A 17,240-nucleotide genomic window follows, 5' to 3' on the forward strand; every position below is an offset into this window, starting at 1 on the left:
GTGCCGTCACCGTCGCCCACCACGACCAGCGCGGTGAAGCTGAACCGACGACCCACCCCCCAGAGCGAGCAGACGAGGAAGCCGAAGATGTCACCGTCCATGGACGAAGTGCTCGGCGCGCTGCGCGCCTCGGTCAAGGAGACCGAGCGGCTGCGCCGACGCGAGCGCGAGCTCCGGGCCGCCGCGCGCGAGCCCATCGCCATCGTGGGCATGGCGTGCCGCTACCCCGGCGGCGTGACCGGCCCCGAGGAGCTGTGGGAGCTCACCGCGGACGGCGTCGACGCGGTCACCCGCTTCCCCGCCGACCGCGGCTGGGACGAGGCCGCCGTCTACTCGCCCGACCCCGACACCCCCGGCACCACCTACTGCCGCGAGGGCGGATTCCTCACCGGCGCCGGGGACTTCGACGCCGCCTTCTTCGGCATCTCGCCGAACGAGGCGCTGGTGATGGACCCCCAGCAGCGGCTGCTGCTGGAGACCTCCTGGGAGGCGCTGGAGCGGGCCGGGGTCGTGCCCGCGTCGCTGCGCGGCAGCCGTACGGGCGTGTTCGTCGGCGCCGCGCACACCGGCTATGTGACCGACACCGCCCGGGCGCCCGAGGGCACCGAGGGCTATCTGCTGACGGGCAACGCCGACGCGGTGATGTCCGGCCGGATCGCCTACGCCCTCGGCCTGGAGGGCCCGGCGCTGACGATCGGGACGGCGTGTTCGTCGTCGCTGGTGGCCCTGCACCTGGCGGTGCAGTCGCTGCGCCGCGGCGAGTGCGACCTCGCGCTCGCCGGCGGCGTCGCGGTCATGCCCGACCCCACGGTGTTCGTGGAGTTCTCCCGGCAGCGCGGGCTCGCCCCCGACGGGCGGTGCAAGGCGTTCGCGGAGGGTGCCGACGGCACGGCCTGGGCCGAGGGCGTGGGCATCCTGCTGGTCGAGCGGCTGTCGGATGCTCGGCGCAATGGTCATCGCGTGTTGGCGGTGGTGCGGGGCAGCGCGGTCAACCAGGACGGCGCCAGCAACGGGCTGACCGCGCCGAGCGGTCCGGCGCAGCGGAAGGTCATCCGCGACGCGCTCGCGGACGCCGGCCTGACCCCGGACGAGGTGGACGCCGTGGAGGCCCACGGCACCGGTACGCCGCTGGGCGACCCGATCGAGGCGGGGGCACTGCTCGCCACCTACGGGCGCGACCGGGCGGGCGCCGACCCGCTGTGGCTCGGGTCGCTCAAGTCCAACATCGGGCACGCCCAGGCCGCCGCCGGCGTGGGCGGCGTCATCAAGATGGTGGAGGCGATGCGGCACGGAACGCTGCCGCGCACGCTCCACGTCGACGCCCCCTCGTCCAAGGTGGACTGGTCCTCCGGCGCGGTGGAGCTGCTCACCGAGGCGCGACCCTGGCCGGAGCGGGAGGACCGCCCGCGCCGGGCCGCGGTGTCCGCCTTCGGCGTCAGCGGCACCAACGCCCATGTCGTCATCGAACAGGCCCCGCCCGCAGGCGACGAGGCCGACGGAGGTGACACGACGGCCCCCCGGGCCGCGGCCCCGGCACCCCTCCCGTGGGTGATCTCCGCCCGCTCCGAGGAGGCGCTGCGCGGCCAGGCCGACCGGCTCGCCGCCGCCAGCGCCACCGCCGCCACCAGCACCGATGCCGACGCCAACGCCGGCGCCGTGGACATCGGGTACTCCCTCGCCACCACCAGGGAAGCCCTGGAGCACCGCGCCGTCGCGCTGGTGGACGACGCCCGCTCCGCCCGGCAGGACCTCGCCGCCCTGGCCGCCGGCCGCACCCCGGACACCGTGGTCACCGGCGTCGCCCGGCGCGGCCGCGGCGTCGCCTTCCTCTTCTCCGGCCAGGGCGCCCAGCGCCCCGGCGCCGGCCGCGCGCTCCACGCGCGGTTCCCCGCCTTCGCCCGCGCCCTGGAAGAGATCGCCGCCGAGTTCGACGTCCACCTCGAACGCCCGCTGCTGCCCGTGATGTTCGCCGAGCCCGGCTCCCCGGACGCCGCCCTGCTCGACCGCACCGACTACACCCAGCCCGCCCTGTTCGCCGTCGAGACCGCGCTGTTCCGGCTCTACGAGAGCTGGGGGCTGGTGCCGGACGTCCTCCTGGGCCACTCGATCGGCGGCCTGGCGGCGGCCCACGCCGCGGGCGTCCTCCCGACGGCCGACGCCGCCCGGCTGGTCGCGGCCCGCGGCCGGCTGATGCGGGCCCTGCCCGAGGGCGGCGCGATGGTCGCCGTGCAGGCCACCGAGGCGGAGGCCGCCGCGCTGGCACCGGTCGCCGCCGGCGGCGCGGTCGTCGCCGCGCTCAACGGGCCGCGGTCCCTCGTGCTCTCCGGGGACGAGCCGGCCGTCCTCGCCGCGGCGGCCGAACTCGCCGCCCGGGGACGCCGTACGAAGCGCCTCGCGGTGAGCCACGCCTTCCACTCGCCGCGCATGGACGCCATGCTCGCCGACTTCCGGGCGGTCGCCGAGACGGTCGACTTCCGAGCCCCCCGGCTGCCCGTCGTCTCCGACGTCACCGGCGAACTCGCCACCCCCGCCGAGCTGATGGACCCCGGCTACTGGACCCGCCAGGTGCGCGAGCCCGTGCGCTTCGCCGACGCCGTGCGCACCGCGCGCGCCCGCGACGCCGCGACCTTCGTCGAGCTCGGCCCCGACGCCGCCCTGACCGGCATGGCGGAGGAGTGCCTGGCCGACGACGCCGACACCGCCTTCGCCCCCGCGCTGCGCCGCGGCCACCCGGAGGCCGGCACCGCGCTGCGCGCCGCCGCCACCGCGTACGTCCGCGGCGCCGACCTCGACTGGGCCGCGCTCTACGACGGTACGGGCGCCCGCCGGGTCGACCTGCCCACCTACGCCTTCCAGCACCGCCGCTACTGGCTCGCCCCCGCCGCGCCCACCTCCGCCGCGGCGGGCGGCGCCCCCGCCACCGGCGCGGGCGCGGAGGACGACGCCCTGTGGGCCGCGGTGCGCGCCGGGGACGCCGCCTCGGCGGCGGCGCGGCTGGGCGCCGAGGGCGTCGAGGACCAGCTGACCGCCGTCCTCCCGCACCTCGCCGCCTGGCACGACCGGTACCGCGCGGCCGCCGGAACCGCCGGGCTGCGCTACCGCGTCGCCTGGCAGGCGCTCTCCCCAGACGTTGTCAGGTTCGGCCCCTCGGATCGCTGGCTGATGGTCGAGCATGGGCACCGCACGGACTCCGCGGACGCCGCGGAGCGGGCGCTGCGCGCGGCAGGCGCGGAGGTCATCCGCCTGACGCCGCCGCTCGGGCGGGCCACCGGGGCGCCGGGGACACCGGTGCCGGACCCGGCCGCCCTGGCGGCCCGGCTGGCCGACCTCGCGCGGAGCCCGGAGGGCCTGACCGGCGTGCTGCTGCTCCCCGACACGGGCGGAGCCGAACTCGCCGGGCACCCGGGGCTGGACGAGGGGACGACGGCGGTGCTGCAGGTGGTACAGGCGATGGCGCGGGCCGCGGTGGAGACACCGCTGTGGGTCGCCACGCGGGGCGCGGTGGCGGTCCGGCCCGGGGAGGTGCCGTGCGCGACGGGCGCCCGGGTGTGGGGCCTCGGCCGGGTCGCGGCCCTGGAGGCGCCCGCGCAGTGGGGTGGCCTGGTGGACCTGCCGGCCGAGCCCGGGGAACGCGACTGGCGGCGCCTCGCCGCCGTTGTCTCCGGCCGGAGCGGCGAGGACCAGGTGGCCATCCGCGACTCCGGCATCCACGGCCGCCGCATGCTGCCGGCTCCGGACCTGACGGCTCCCGCCGCTTCGAAGGCGTGGCGGCCTCGGGGGAGTGTGTTGGTGACGGGTGGTACGGGTGGTTTGGGTGGTCATGTGGCGCGGTGGTTGGCGCGGGAGGGTGCGGAGCATCTGGTGCTGGCCGGGCGTCGTGGGGCCGCGGCTCCGGGTGCTGCGGAGTTGGAGCGGGAGTTGGTGGGTCTGGGGGCGAAGGTGTCCTTTGCCGCGTGTGACATGGCCGATCGGGAGTCCGTGACCGAGTTGGTGAAGTCCGTTGAGGCGTCGGGAGTGCCGTTGCGTGCGGTGTTCCATGCGGCGGGTGTGCCGCAGGTGACGCCGCTCGGCGAGGTGACGCTGGAGGAGGCCGCCGGGGTGCTGGCGGGCAAGGCCGTGGGTGCGGAGTTGCTGGACGAGTTGACCGCGGATGCCGAGCTGGACGCCTTCGTGTTGTTCTCCTCGGGTGCCGCGGTGTGGGGGAGCGGTGGGCAGTCGGTGTACGCGGCGGCCAACGCGCATCTGGACGCGCTGGCCGAGCGGCGCCGGGCCCAGGGCCGCCCCGCCACCTCCGTCGCCTGGGGCGTCTGGGGAGGCACCGGCATGGTCGAGATCGCGCCCGAGGGCTACCTCGCCCGCCACGGCCTCACCCCGCTGCGCCCCGAGACGGCCCTCGCGGCCCTGCGCCAGGCCATCGACAGCGGGGACGCCACCGTCACCGTGGCCGACCTCGACTGGGAGCACTTCGCCCCCGGGTTCACCGCCTTCCGGCCCAGCCCGCTGATCTCCGACATCCCCGCCGCCCGTGCGGCGCTGGCCGACCGGCGACCCGCGGGTGACACCGAAGCCGCACCCGATCTCGTACGGGCGCGGCCCGAGGACCGGCCCCGGCTCGCCCTGGAGCTGGTGCTCCACCATGTCGCCGAGGTCCTCGGGCACGCCGAGGAGGGCCGGGTCGACGAGCGGGCCCCCTTCCGCGACCTCGGCTTCGACTCGCTGGCCGCGGTGCGGCTGCGCCGGCGGCTGGCCGAGGCGACCGGGCTCGACCTGCCCGGCACCCTCGTCTTCGACCACGAGGACCCCGTCGCCCTGGCCGAGCACCTGGCCGGCCTCGTGGACGCCTGGCCCACCGGCCGCGAGGAGGGCGCCGCCCCCGCCGAGAGCGGGCTGCTCGCCGCGTTCCGCGCCGCCGTCGCGCAGGGCCGGTCCGCCGAGGCGGTGGAGCTGATGGCCTCCCTGGCCGCGTTCCGGCCGACCTTCACCCGCGAGCGCCCCGGCACGTCCGGCGCCCCGGGAACCGATCCCTCCGGCGCACCGGAAACCGTCAAGTCCCCGTCTGCCGACACGAATCGCCCCGCCACCACGGCGAGCCCCGCCGCAACGGATCGCCCCGCCGCCACGGCGAACGCCACCGCACGCCCCGGGCCCGTACTCCTCGCCGGCGGACCGGCGGCCCTCCCCACGCTCTACTGCTGCGCCGGCACCGCGGCCACCTCCGGCCCCGGCGAGTACGCCCGCTTCGCCGAGGGGCTGCGCGACCGCCGTACGACCGTCGTCCTCCCGCTGTCCGGGTTCGGCGGCCCCGGCGAACCGCTGCCCGCCTCCCTCGACGCCCTCCTCGACACCCAGGCCGACGCCCTGCTGGAGCACGCCGCCGGCGCGCCCTTCGCGCTCGCCGGCCACTCCGCCGGGGCCAACGTCGCCCACGCCCTGGCCGCGCGGCTGGAGGAGCGCGGCACCGGCCCCACCGCCGTCGTCCTCATGGACGTCTACCGCCCGGAGGACCCCGGCGCGATGGGCGTCTGGCGCGACGACCTGCTCCGCTGGGCGCTCGACCGCAGCCCCGTCCCGCTGGCGGACCACCGGCTCACCGCCATGGCCGGCTACCACCGGCTGCTGCTGCCCACCCGGCTCACCCCGCTGCGCGCCCCCGTCCTGCTGGTCCGGGCCTCCGAGCCGATGCGCCCGTGGCCCGCCGACGGCGCCGGCGGCGACTGGCGCTCGCACGTCCCGTTCGCCCGGACCGTCACCGATGTGCCCGGCAACCACTTCACCATGCTCACCGAACACGCCCGGCACACCGCGTCCGTGGTGCACGACTGGCTGGGCACCGACCCGAGCCCGAGCCCGAGCCCCGCCGGGCCCACCCCGCCCGCCCCGCCCATCGGAGGAGAACACTGATGTACGCCAACGACATCGCGGCCGTCTACGACCTGGTCCACGAGGGCAAGGGCAAGGACTACCGGCAGGAGGCCGAGGAGATCGCCGCGCTGGTGCGCGCCCACCGCCCCGACACCCGCTCGCTGCTCGACGTCGCCTGCGGCACCGGCCAGCACCTGCGCCATCTCGACGGCCTCTTCGACCACGTCGAGGGCCTGGAGCTGTCCCGCGACATGCTCGCCATCGCCACCGAGCGGAATCCGGGCGTCCCGCTCCACGAGGGCGACATGCGCTCCTTCGCCCTGGGCCGCCGCTACTCCGCGGTGATCTGCATGTTCAGCTCCATCGGCCATCTGCGGAGCACCGACGAACTCGACAGCACCCTGCGGTGCTTCGCCGACCACCTGGAGCCGGACGGCGTCATCGTCGTCGAACCCTGGTGGTTCCCCGGCACCTTCACCCCCGGCTACGTGGGCGCCAGCGTCACCGAGGCCGGCGAGCGCACCATCTGCCGGGTCTCGCACTCCGTGCTGGAGGGCGACGCGACCCGCATCGAGGTGCACTATCTCCTCGCCGAGCCCGGGATCGGCATCCGGCACCTCACCGAGGAGCACACCATCACCCTCTTCCCGCGCGCCGCCTACGAGCGCGCCTTCGAGCGCGCCGGCTGCGACGTGCTCTACCAGGAGGGCGGGCCCTCCGGCCGCGGCCTGTTCATCGGCACCCGCCGCTGACCCGGACCCGTACCCCGGGCCGGAACCCCGACCCCGTACGACGGACCGCACCCCGGCCTCGTACTGCGGGCCCGCCCCACGGCCCCGTGCCCGTACGCGCCGCCCCACCGGCACGCCCCATCCGAGACGACGAGAGGAACCCATGCCCACCACCGCCACGGCGGCGGTCCCCGCCGACGCCGGCGTCCGCGAGCTCGGCCGCCGGCTTCAGCTGACCCGCGCCGGGCAGTGGTTCGCCGGCAATCAGGGCGACCCGTACGCGCTGATCCTGCGCGCCACCGCCGACCCCGCCCCCCTGGAGAAGGAGATCCGCGCCCACGGCCCGTGGTTCCGCAGCGACCTGCTGGGCGCCTGGGTCACCGCGGACCCCGAGGTCGCGGCCGCCGCCCTCGCCGACCCGCGCCTGGGCACGCTGGACCGCGCCGGCCGCCGCCCGGACGAGGACCTCCTGCCGCTCGCCGAGGCGTTCCCCCGCCACGAGCGGGCCGAGCTCGCCCGGCTGCGCGCGCTGGCCGACCCCGTACTGGGCCGCTGCGCCCCCGCCGAGGCGCCCTGCGCGGCACGCACCGCCGCCCGCCGGCTGCTCCGCCGCCTCCTGCCGCCCGGCGGCGCCCCGTTCGACCTCGCCACCGACGTCGCCCGGCCGTACGCCGTCGAGCTGGTGCTCCACCTCCTCGGCGTCCCGGAGCGCGACCGGGTCACCGCCGCCCGGGCCCTCGCCGCCTGCGGGCCCCAGCTCGACGCCCGCCTCGCCCCGCAGACCCTGACCGTCGCCCGCGAGTCCGCCGCCGCCGTCCAGGACCTGGCCGACCTCGTCCCCGACCTCGTCGCCGGCAAGCGGCGGGCCGTCGAGCGCGCCGAGCCCCGGCCCGACGACCTCCTCGCCCAACTCCTGCGCGACGGCGCCGCGCCCCGCGACGTCGAGCACGTCGCCCTCCTCTGGGCCCTCGGCACCCCCGAGCCCGCCGCGACCGCCGTCACCAACGCGGTGCACGGCCTGCTGAGCCGGCCGGGGGAGTGGGCGCGGGCCCGCAGGACCCCGGCCGCCGCGCGGGCCGTCGCCCGGACCCTGCGCGAGCGGCCCCCGGCCCGGCTGGAGAGCCGGGTCGCCCACACCGGACTCGACCTCGGCGGCCGCCGGATCGCCGTCGGCGACCACGTCGTGGTGCTGGCCGCCGCCGGGCGGGACGCCGCGGGCGCCGGGCCGCTCGGCGGCCCGGACGGAAGCCACCTGGCCCTCGCCCTCCCGCTGATCCGCCTGGCCGTCACCACCGCCGTCCAGGCCCTGGCCGGCCGGCTGCCCGGACTGCGGGCCGAGGGCGAGCCGCTGACCCGGCCCCGCTCCCCGGTCGTACGCGCCTGCGCCCGCTTCCGGGTCCACCCCGGCTGACACCGGGCACGCCCCGCCCTGTCCGCCGCCCGCCGTACGCCCGCCCCCCAGACCGGAGTTCACCGTGCGCGTCCTGCTGACCTCCCTCGCCCACAACACCCACTACTACAGCCTGGTGCCGCTGGCGTGGGCGCTGCGCGCGGCCGGCCACGAGGTGCGGGTGGCGAGCCCGCCCTCGCTCACCGACGTCATCACCTCCACCGGCCTGACCGCCGTCCCCGTGGGCGACGACCGGCCCGCCGTCGAGCTGCTCGCCGAGATGGGCGGCGACCTCGTCCCCTACCAGCGCGGTTTCGAGTTCACCGAGGCGGAGACCGCCGAGGAGACCACCTGGGAGTACCTGCTCGGCCAGCAGACCATGATGGCCGCCCTCTGCTTCGCCCCCTTCAACGGCGCGGCCACCATGGACGAGATCGTCGACTTCGCCCGCGGCTGGCGCCCCGACCTGGTCGTGTGGGAGCCCTGGACCTACGCGGGGCCGGTCGCGGCCCGCGCCTGCGGCGCCGCCCACGCCCGCGTCCTCTGGGGCCCCGACGCCATCGGGCGGTCCCGCCGGCGCTTCCTCGAAGCGCTCGACCGCGTCCCGGAGGAGCTGCGCGAGGACCCCGTCGCCGAATGGCTCGGCTGGACGCTCGACCGGTACGGGTGCGCCTTCGACGAGCGCGACGTGCTCGGCCACTGGGTGATCGACCCCGGGCCCCGCAGCACCCGGCTGGACACCGGACAGACCACGGTTCCCATGTGCTACGTGCCCTACAACGGGCGCTCCGTGATCGAACCCTGGCTCGCCGAGAAGCCCGAGCGCCCCCGCGTCTGCCTCACCCTCGGGGTCTCCGCCCGCGAGACCTACGGCCGCGACGCCGTCTCCTACTCCGAACTGCTGGCCGCCCTGGGGCGGCTGGACATCGAGGTGGTGGCCACCCTCGACGCCTCCCAGCGCGAGCGCCTCGGCGACCTCCCCGACAACGTCGTCCCCGTGGACTTCGTGCCGCTGGACGCGCTGCTGCCCAGCTGCGCCGCGATCGTTCACCACGGCGGCGCGGGCACCTGGTCCACCGCCCTGCTGCACGGCGTACCGCAGATCGTGGTGCCCTCGCTGTGGGACGCGCCGCTCAAGGCCCAGCAGCTCCAGCGCCTGTCCGCCGGGTTCGACCTGCCCGCCCGGACCCTCACGGCGGCCGGCCTGGCCGACGCCGTACGGGCCGCCGTGCACGACCCGGCGATCCGGGCGGGCGCGCTGCGGCTGCGCGAGGAAATGCTCGCCGACCCCACGCCCGCCGGCATCGTCCCGACCCTGGAGCGCCTCACCGCCCTGCACCGGGCGGCCCGATGACCCGATCGACAGGACCGACAGGACCGACAGGACCCACAGGACCCACACGACCGACACCACCGAACGGAGCCGATCCACCATGCCCGAGAACCACGCCCTGAGCGAGATGCTCGCCGCGATCACCGCGCCCGACCGCACCTCCGAGGACATCGCCGCGCTGCGCCTGCCCGAGTCCTTCCGGGCCGTGACCGTCCACCGCGAGGACACCGAGATGTTCCGCGGCATGCGGACCGCGGACAAGGACCCGCGCAAGTCGCTGCGCGTCGACGAGGTGCCGGTGCCCGAACTCGGGCCCGGCGAGGCCCTGGTGGCCGTGATGGCCAGCTCGGTCAACTACAACACCGTGTGGACGTCGATCTTCGAGCCGCTGCCCACCTTCGGCTTCCTGGAGCGTTACGGGCGCACTTCGCCGCTCGCCAAGCGGCACGATCTGCCGTACCACATCATCGGCTCCGACCTGGCGGGCGTCGTCCTGCGCACCGGCCCCGGCGTGAACGCCTGGCAGCCGGGTGACGAGGTGGTGGCGCACTGTCTGTCGGTGGAGCTGGAGAGCGCCGACGGTCACAACGACACCATGCTCGACCCCGAGCAGCGCATCTGGGGGTTCGAGACGAACTTCGGTGGTCTGGCCGAGATCGCGCTGGTCAAGTCGAACCAGCTGATGCCCAAGCCGGGTCACCTCAGCTGGGAGGAGGCCGCCGCCCCCGGCCTGGTGAACTCCACCGCCTACCGTCAGCTGGTCTCGCGCAACGGTGCCGGGATGAAGCAGGGCGACAACGTGCTCATCTGGGGCGCCAGCGGCGGGCTGGGCTCGTACGCCACCCAGTACGCGCTCGCCGGCGGCGCCACCCCCGTCTGTGTCGTCTCCAGTGAGCAGAAGGCGGAGATCTGCCGGGCGATGGGTGCCGAGGCGATCATCGACCGCTCCGCGGAGGACTACCGGTTCTGGAAGGACGAGCACACCCAGGACCCCAAGGAGTGGAAGCGCTTCGGCAAGCGCATCCGCGAACTGACCGGCGGCGAGGACATCGACATCGTCTTCGAACACCCCGGCCGTGAGACCTTCGGCGCCTCCGTCTACGTCACCCGCAAGGGCGGCACCATCACCACCTGCGCCTCCACCTCCGGCTACATGCACCAGTACGACAACCGCTACCTGTGGATGAACCTCAAGCGCATCGTGGGCACGCACTTCGCCAACTACCGCGAGGCGTGGGAGGCCAACCGCCTCATCGCCAAGGGGAAGATCCACCCCACCCTGTCGAAGACCTACACCCTCGAAGAGACGGGCCAGGCCACCTACGACGTCCACCGCAACCTCCACCAGGGCAAGGTCGGTGTGCTCGCGCTCGCGCCCGGCGAGGGCCTCGGCGTGCGCGACGAGGAGATGCGCGCGAAGCACCTCGACGCCATCAACCGCTTCCGCGACATCTGAGGGCAGGGCTCGAAGCCATATGAGTGAGCGTCAGAAGGATCGTCCGTGGCTGATGCGGACCTACGCCGGACATTCGACCGCCGAGGCGTCCAATGAGCTGTACCGGCGCAATCTGGCCAAGGGTCAGACCGGACTGTCGGTCGCGTTCGACCTCCCGACGCAGACCGGTTACGACCCCGACCACGTCCTCGCCCGCGGCGAGGTGGGCCGGGTCGGGGTCCCCGTCTCCCACCTGGGCGACATGCGCCGGCTGTTCCAGGACATCCCGCTGGAGCGCATGAACACCTCGATGACCATCAACGCCACGGCCATGTGGCTGCTGGCGCTCTACCAGGTGGTCGCCGAGGAGCAGGGCGCGGACATCACCAGGCTCCAGGGGACGACGCAGAACGACATCGTCAAGGAGTACCTGTCGCGCGGGACCCACGTGTTCCCGCCGGGTCCGTCCCTGCGGCTGACCACCGACATGATCACGTACACGGTGGCGCACATCCCCAAGTGGAACCCGATCAACATCTGCAGCTACCACCTCCAGGAGGCCGGGGCCACCCCGGTCCAGGAGATCTCGTACGCGATGTGCACGGCGATCGCCGTCCTCGACGCCGTGCGCGACTCCGGCCAGGTGCCGGAGGAGAAGTTCGGCGACGTGGTGGCGCGCATCTCCTTCTTCGTGAACGCCGGGGTGCGGTTCATCGAGGAGATGTGCAAGATGCGCGCCTTCGGGCGGATCTGGGAGAAGATCACCAGCGAGCGGTACGGCATCACCGACGCCAATCAGCGCCGCTTCCGCTACGGCGTCCAGGTCAACTCGCTGGGGCTGACCGAGGCCCAGCCGGAGAACAACGTCCAGCGGATCGTGCTGGAGATGCTGGCCGTCACCCTCTCCAAGGACGCCCGCGCCCGCGCCGTCCAGCTGCCCGCCTGGAACGAGGCGCTGGGGCTGCCCCGCCCCTGGGACCAGCAGTGGTCCCTGCGCATCCAGCAGGTCCTCGCCCACGAGAGCGACCTACTGGAGTACGACGACATCTTCGCCGGCTCGCACGTCATCGAGGCGAAGGTGACGGCCCTGGTGGAGCAGTGCCTGGCCGAGATCGACCGCATCCAGGCGATGGGCGGCGCCATGGCCGCGGTGGAGTCGGGCTACCTCAAGTCGCAGCTGGTCGCCTCGCACGCCGAGCGCAGGGCCCGGATCGAGGCCGGCGAGGAGAAGATCGTCGGCGTCAACTGCTACGAGTCCACCGAGCCCAACCCGCTCACCGCGGACCTCGACACGGCCATCATGACGGTCGACCCGTCCATCGAGGCCACCGTGGTCGCCGCGCTCCACCGGTGGCGGGACAACCGCGACGAGGGGCGCGCCCAGGAGGCGCTGGCCGCGCTCAAGGCGGCCGCGGCGGGCAGCACGAACCTGATGGCCGCCACCCTGGAGTGCGCCCGCGCCGGGGTGACCACCGGGGAGTGGTCCTGGGCGCTGCGCGATGTGTTCGGCGAGTTCCGGGCGCCCACCGGCGTCGGGGGCTCCCCGGTGGCCGTGACCGCCGAGGCCGGCACCCCCCTCGCCGAGGTGCGCGCCAAGGCCGCCAGGACCGCCGCCGAGCTGGGCTGCGGCCGGCTGCGGCTGCTGGTCGGCAAGCCGGGCCTGGACGGGCACAGCAACGGCGCCGAGCAGATCGCCGTACGGGCCAGGGACGCCGGCTTCGAGGTGGTCTACCAGGGCATCCGGCTCACCCCGGAGCAGATCGTCTCGGCTGCCGTGGCCGAGGACGTGCACTGCGTGGGGCTGTCGATCCTCTCCGGCTCGCACGCCGAGCTGGTGCCGGACGTGCTGGAGCGGCTGCGCCGCGCGGGCGCGCCCGACATGCCGGTCATCGTCGGTGGCATCATCCCGTCCGCCGACGCCGAGGTGCTGCGCGCGGCCGGGGTGGCCGCCGTGTTCACCCCGAAGGACTTCGGCATCACGGAGATCATCGGTCGTATCGTCGATGAGATCCGCACAGCGAACAAGCTCAACCCCCTCGAAAGCTCGGAGGTCCCCGCATGACGACCGTCAACCGTCTCCGCCCGCGCCGTTCCTGTCTGGCGGTCCCCGGCTCCAATCCGCGTTTCCTGGAGAAGGCCCAGCAGCTCCCGGCCGACCAGGTCTTCCTGGACCTGGAGGACGCGTGCGCGCCGCTGGCCAAGCCGGAGGCACGGCACACCATCGTCAAGTTCCTCAACGAGGGCGACTGGGCCGGCAAGACCAGGGTCGTGCGGGTCAACGACTGGACGACGGAGTGGACGTACCGCGACGTCGTCACGGTCGTCGAGGGGGCGGGCCCCAACCTGGACTGCATCATGCTGCCGAAGGTGCAGAACGCCGAGCAGGTCGTGGCGCTGGACCTGCTGCTGACCCAGATCGAGAAGACGATGGGCTTCGAGGTCGGCCGGATCGGCATCGAGGCGCAGATCGAGAACGCCCAGGGGCTCAACAACGTCAACGCGATCGCCCAGGCGTCCCCGCGCATCGAGACCATCATCTTCGGCCCGGCGGACTTCATGGCGTCCATCAACATGAAGTCGCTGGTCGTCGGCGAGCAGCCGCCCGGTTACCCGGCCGACGCGTACCACTACATCCTGATGAAGATCCTGATGGCGGCCCGCGCCAACGACCTCCAGGCGATCGACGGCCCGTACCTCCAGATCAAGAACGTGGACGGCTTCCGCGCGGTGGCCGGCCGCGCCGCCGCGCTCGGCTTCGACGGCAAGTGGGTGCTGCACCCCGGCCAGGTCGAGGCGGCCAACGAGGTCTTCTCCCCCTCCCAGGAGGACTTCGACCACGCCGAGCTGATCCTGGACGCGTACGAGTACTACACGTCCGAGGCGGGCGGCAAGAAGGGCTCCGCGATGCTCGGTGACGAGATGATCGACGAGGCCAGCCGCAAGATGGCGCTCGTCATCTCCGGCAAGGGCCGCGCCGCCGGCATGACCCGTACCTCCCAGTTCGAAGCCCCGGAGGCCTGAGCACCATGCAGTTCGGCCGCACCTATGAGGAGTTCGAGGTCGGTGCCGTTTACAAGCACTGGCCCGGAAAGACGGTCACCGAGTACGACGACCATCTCTTCTGCCTTCTCACCATGAATCACCATCCGCTCCACATGGACAGCAACTACGCGGAGCAGACCACCGATTTCGGGAAGAACGTGGTGGTCGGCAACTACGTCTACTCGCTCCTCCTGGGCATGTCCGTGCCGGATGTGTCGGGAAAGGCCATCGCCAATCTGGAAATCGAGTCGCTGCGCCACGTGGCGCCGACCTTCCACGGCGACACCCTCTACGGCGAGACCACCGTGCTCGACAAGACACCCTCGAAGTCCAAGAGCGACCGCGGGATCGTGTACGTCGAGACCCGGGGCTACAAGCAGGACGGCACCGTCGTCTGCGTCTTCCGGCGCAAGGTGATGGTGCCCACCGCCACGTACATCGAGGAGCGCGGTGGCGAGCAGCCGGGCCGCCCCGAGCCGAAGGCACAGGTGAAGTGAGATGAGCCGCCTCGCGCAGACCCACGGGCTGACGGATGTGCAGCGGGAGATCCTGGCCACCGTCAGGGACTTCGTCGACAAGGAGATCCTGCCGGTCGCCACGGAGCTGGAGCACCGGGACGAGTACCCCACGCGGATCGTCGAGGGCCTCAAGGAACTCGGCCTGTTCGGGCTGATGATTCCGGAGGAGTACGGCGGGCTGGGCGAGTCCCTGCTCACGTACGCCCTGTGCGTGGAGGAGATAGCCCGCGGCTGGATGAGCGTCTCGGGCATCATCAACACCCACTTCATCGTCGCCTACATGCTCAAGCAGCACGGCACCCAGGAGCAGCGCGAGCACTTCCTGCCGCGCATGGCCGCCGGCGAGGTGCGGGGCGCCTTCTCGATGTCGGAGCCGGGGCTGGGTTCGGATGTGTCGGCCATCACCTCCAAGGGGGTCCGGGACGGCGACGACTACGTGCTGACCGGGCAGAAGATGTGGCTGACCAACGGCGGCACCTCCACCCTGGTGGCGGTGCTGTGCCGGACCGACGAGGGCCATCCGGAGGGCACCCCTCCGCACAAGTCGATGACCACCTTCCTGGTCGAGAAGGAGCCCGGGTTCGGCGAGGTCAAGCCGGGGCTCACCATCCCCGGCAAGATCGAGAAGATGGGCTACAAGGGGGTCGACACCACCGAGCTCATCATGGACGGGCTGCGGGTGCCGGCCGACCGGGTGCTCGGCGGGCGCACCGGACGTGGCTTCTACCACATGATGGACGGGGTCGAGGTCGGCCGGGTGAATGTCGCGGCCCGGGGCTGCGGCGTCGCGCAACGCGCCTTTGAGCTGGGCGTTTCCTATGCCCAGCAGCGTTCGACCTTCGGGAAGCCGATCGCCCAGCACCAGGCCGTCCAGTTCAAGCTGGCCGAGATGGCTACCAAGGTGGAAGCCGCGCATGCGATGATGGTCAACGCAGCGCGCAAAAAGGACTCCGGGGAGCGGAACGACCTCGAGGCAGGCATGGCGAAGTATCTCGCCGCCGAGTACTGCAAAGAGGTCGTGGAAGACGCCTTCCGCATCCACGGGGGCTATGGCTTCTCCAAGGAGTACGAGATCGAGCGCCTCTACCGCGAGGCACCGATGCTGCTCATCGGCGAAGGCACCGCTGAGATCCAAAAAATGATCATTGGTCGTCGGCTGCTCGAGGAGTACCGATTGCAGGGGTAATTGTCCCTTTTGGGGCGATTTAATAGAGAAGAACGTCACACCCTGTCATCGACTCCGGGGCTCCGACTGGGCTGCTGGCTTTCCCAGTTGCCACGTGAAACCGATAGCATCCCGGGAAAGCCGCCGTCCCCCATCGCAGAGCGGCATCATTCCGCTACGAAGGTCATCCATGCCCCACAGCCAAACCTCTGCACCACGCGACAGCCTGGTCGGCGTACGCCTTGCGCGCGGAGCATCGCCGTGGCTCCTCCCGACCGTCGCCACCGCGGCCGTCAGTCTGGCCCGGGCCCGCCGCTCGGGCCGCTGGGCCGCCGTCGCCGTGCCCGCCACCGCCCTGGCGGCGGGCATGCTGTGGTTCTTCCGCGACCCCGAGCGAGAGATCGCCCCGGGTCGGGTGATCTCGCCGGCCGACGGTGTGGTGCAGAGCATCATGCCGTGGAAGGACGGGCGCACCCGGGTCGCGATCTTCATGAGCCCGCTCAATGTTCATGTCAACCGCGCCCCGCTCGCGGGCACGGTGACCTCGGTCGAGCACATCCCCGGTGGGTTCATTCCGGCTTTCAACAAGGAAAGCGAGAACAACGAGCGGGTCGTCTGGCACTTCGACACCGAGCTCGGCGACATCGAGATGGTCCAGATCGCCGGTGCCGTGGCCCGGCGCATCGTGCCGTACGTGCCGCAGGGCACCAAGGTGGAGCAGGGTGAGCGGATCGGCCTGATCCGCTTCGGTTCCCGCGTGGACGTCTACCTCCCCGAGGGTGTGGAGATCGCGGTCGAGGTCGGGCAGGCCACGGTGGCGGGGGTGACTCGCCTTGACCGTGATTGATCCGGAGCAGCAGGCAACCGCTCCGGCCACCTGGGTGCCGGAGGTCGTCGAGGAGGTCGAGGGCGACGACATGCCGCTGTCGACGCGGCTGTCGATAGCGGACACCCTCACCCTCGGCAACGCCACCTGCGGCTTCATGGCGGTGTACTTCACCACCACCGGAGTGCTCATCCCGCACCTCACGGGCAGCGAGGACGGCGGCATGGCGCGGCACAGCGCCGCGACCGCCGTCATCCTCATGCTCTGCGCGGCGGTGTTCGACCTCTTCGACGGGCTGGTGGCGCGCAAGCTGCGCAGCTCCGCGATGGGTGCCGAGCTGGACAACCTCTCGGACCTGATCAGCTTCGGGCTGGCCCCGGCGTACTTCGTCGTGGTCTGGGGGATGGTCGCGGCGGACGCGCACGAGCGGGTCTCGGCGCTGGCGGCGATCGTGGTGCTGCTCGCGGTGGTGCTGAGACTCGCGAGATTCTCCTGCGTGGCCATGAAGGACGGCATGTTCCAGGGCATGCCGAGCCCCTTCGGCGCGCTCACGGTCATCTCGATCGTGCTGCTGGAGCTGCCCTTCGTCCCGACGCTGCTGGCGATCATCGGGGTGGCGTGGCTGATGGTGAGCCGGGTCGAGTACCCCAAGCCGCGGGGCGTCCTCGCGGTGGCGATGCTCAGCTGGATCGTCTCGGCGATGGGGCTGCTGGCGGCGTGGGCCTTCGACGCGCCCGGCGGGCAGCTGCTGCTGCAGACGGGCTGTGCGCTCCAGGTGGTGCTGGGCGCGGTGATCCCGCTGTTCGCGACGGCACGGCGGGTGAACGCGTTCCGGGACAACCGGCGGGAGGCGCGCGCGGCGCAGCTGCCGTAGCGCGCGGCGCGTCCGCGGGTGATCGAACCAGGATCGAAGCAGTGGGGCCCCGAGCCATCAGGCT

Annotated in this window: 11 protein-coding genes; all 11 read left to right on the forward strand. The window is 73.1% G+C overall.

The features are described from left to right. The first annotated feature begins 108 nt into the window (after nt 1–108). Nucleotides 109–5,901 (forward strand): type I polyketide synthase, encoded by a 5,793-nt coding sequence (locus tag ACSNOD_RS16425; protein WP_436767687.1) that lies wholly within the window; start codon nt 109–111, stop codon nt 5,899–5,901. Next, complete coding sequence (locus ACSNOD_RS16430; protein WP_436767679.1) at nt 5,901–6,614, forward strand: class I SAM-dependent DNA methyltransferase; 714 nt, start codon at nt 5,901–5,903, stop codon at nt 6,612–6,614. Before ACSNOD_RS16425 ends, ACSNOD_RS16430 begins: the two co-directional genes overlap by 1 nt. 142 nt (nt 6,615–6,756) lie before the next feature. Continuing rightward, a complete protein-coding gene (locus ACSNOD_RS16435; RefSeq protein WP_436767680.1) occupies nt 6,757–8,004 on the forward strand; it encodes a cytochrome P450 family protein in 1,248 nt (415 codons plus the stop codon). Nucleotides 8,005–8,068: 64 nt separating this feature from the next. Next, nucleotides 8,069–9,337 (forward strand): activator-dependent family glycosyltransferase, encoded by a 1,269-nt coding sequence (locus ACSNOD_RS16440; RefSeq protein ID WP_436767681.1) that lies wholly within the window; start codon nt 8,069–8,071, stop codon nt 9,335–9,337. Nucleotides 9,338–9,416: 79 nt separating this feature from the next. Next, complete coding sequence (gene ccrA / locus ACSNOD_RS16445) at nt 9,417–10,772, forward strand: crotonyl-CoA carboxylase/reductase (protein WP_436767682.1); 1,356 nt, start codon at nt 9,417–9,419, stop codon at nt 10,770–10,772. Between the two features lie 19 nt (nt 10,773–10,791). Continuing rightward, nucleotides 10,792–12,813, forward strand: a complete 2,022-nt coding sequence (locus ACSNOD_RS16450) for a protein meaA (protein WP_436767683.1) — start codon at nt 10,792–10,794, stop codon at nt 12,811–12,813. Then, nucleotides 12,810–13,772 carry an HpcH/HpaI aldolase/citrate lyase family protein gene (locus ACSNOD_RS16455; protein WP_436767684.1) on the forward strand — a complete coding sequence of 321 codons (963 nt, stop codon included), beginning with the start codon at nt 12,810–12,812 and terminating at the stop codon, nt 13,770–13,772. The genes ACSNOD_RS16450 and ACSNOD_RS16455 overlap by 4 nt, the downstream gene beginning before the upstream one ends. Before the next feature lie 5 nt (nt 13,773–13,777). Next, a complete protein-coding gene (locus ACSNOD_RS16460; RefSeq protein WP_436767685.1) occupies nt 13,778–14,290 on the forward strand; it encodes a MaoC family dehydratase in 513 nt (170 codons plus the stop codon). A gap of 1 nt (nt 14,291) precedes the next feature. Continuing rightward, the gene (locus tag ACSNOD_RS16465) at nt 14,292–15,497 is read left to right on the forward strand and encodes an acyl-CoA dehydrogenase family protein (protein ID WP_436767686.1); all 1,206 of its coding nucleotides are present in this window, start codon (nt 14,292–14,294) and stop codon (nt 15,495–15,497) included. Nucleotides 15,498–15,666: 169 nt separating this feature from the next. After that, the gene (locus ACSNOD_RS16470) at nt 15,667–16,323 is read left to right on the forward strand and encodes a phosphatidylserine decarboxylase (RefSeq protein WP_436767688.1); all 657 of its coding nucleotides are present in this window, start codon (nt 15,667–15,669) and stop codon (nt 16,321–16,323) included. Between the two features lie 70 nt (nt 16,324–16,393). Further along, on the forward strand, nt 16,394–17,176 hold the full coding sequence (pssA, locus tag ACSNOD_RS16475; protein WP_436767689.1) for a CDP-diacylglycerol--serine O-phosphatidyltransferase: 783 nt from the start codon (nt 16,394–16,396) through the stop codon (nt 17,174–17,176). Nucleotides 17,177–17,240 lie beyond the last annotated feature (64 nt).

Origin of the sequence: Streptomyces sp. URMC 123 (assembly GCF_051386515.1) — a bacterium.
In the GTDB taxonomy this organism is placed as follows: Bacteria; Actinomycetota; Actinomycetes; order Streptomycetales; family Streptomycetaceae; genus Streptomyces.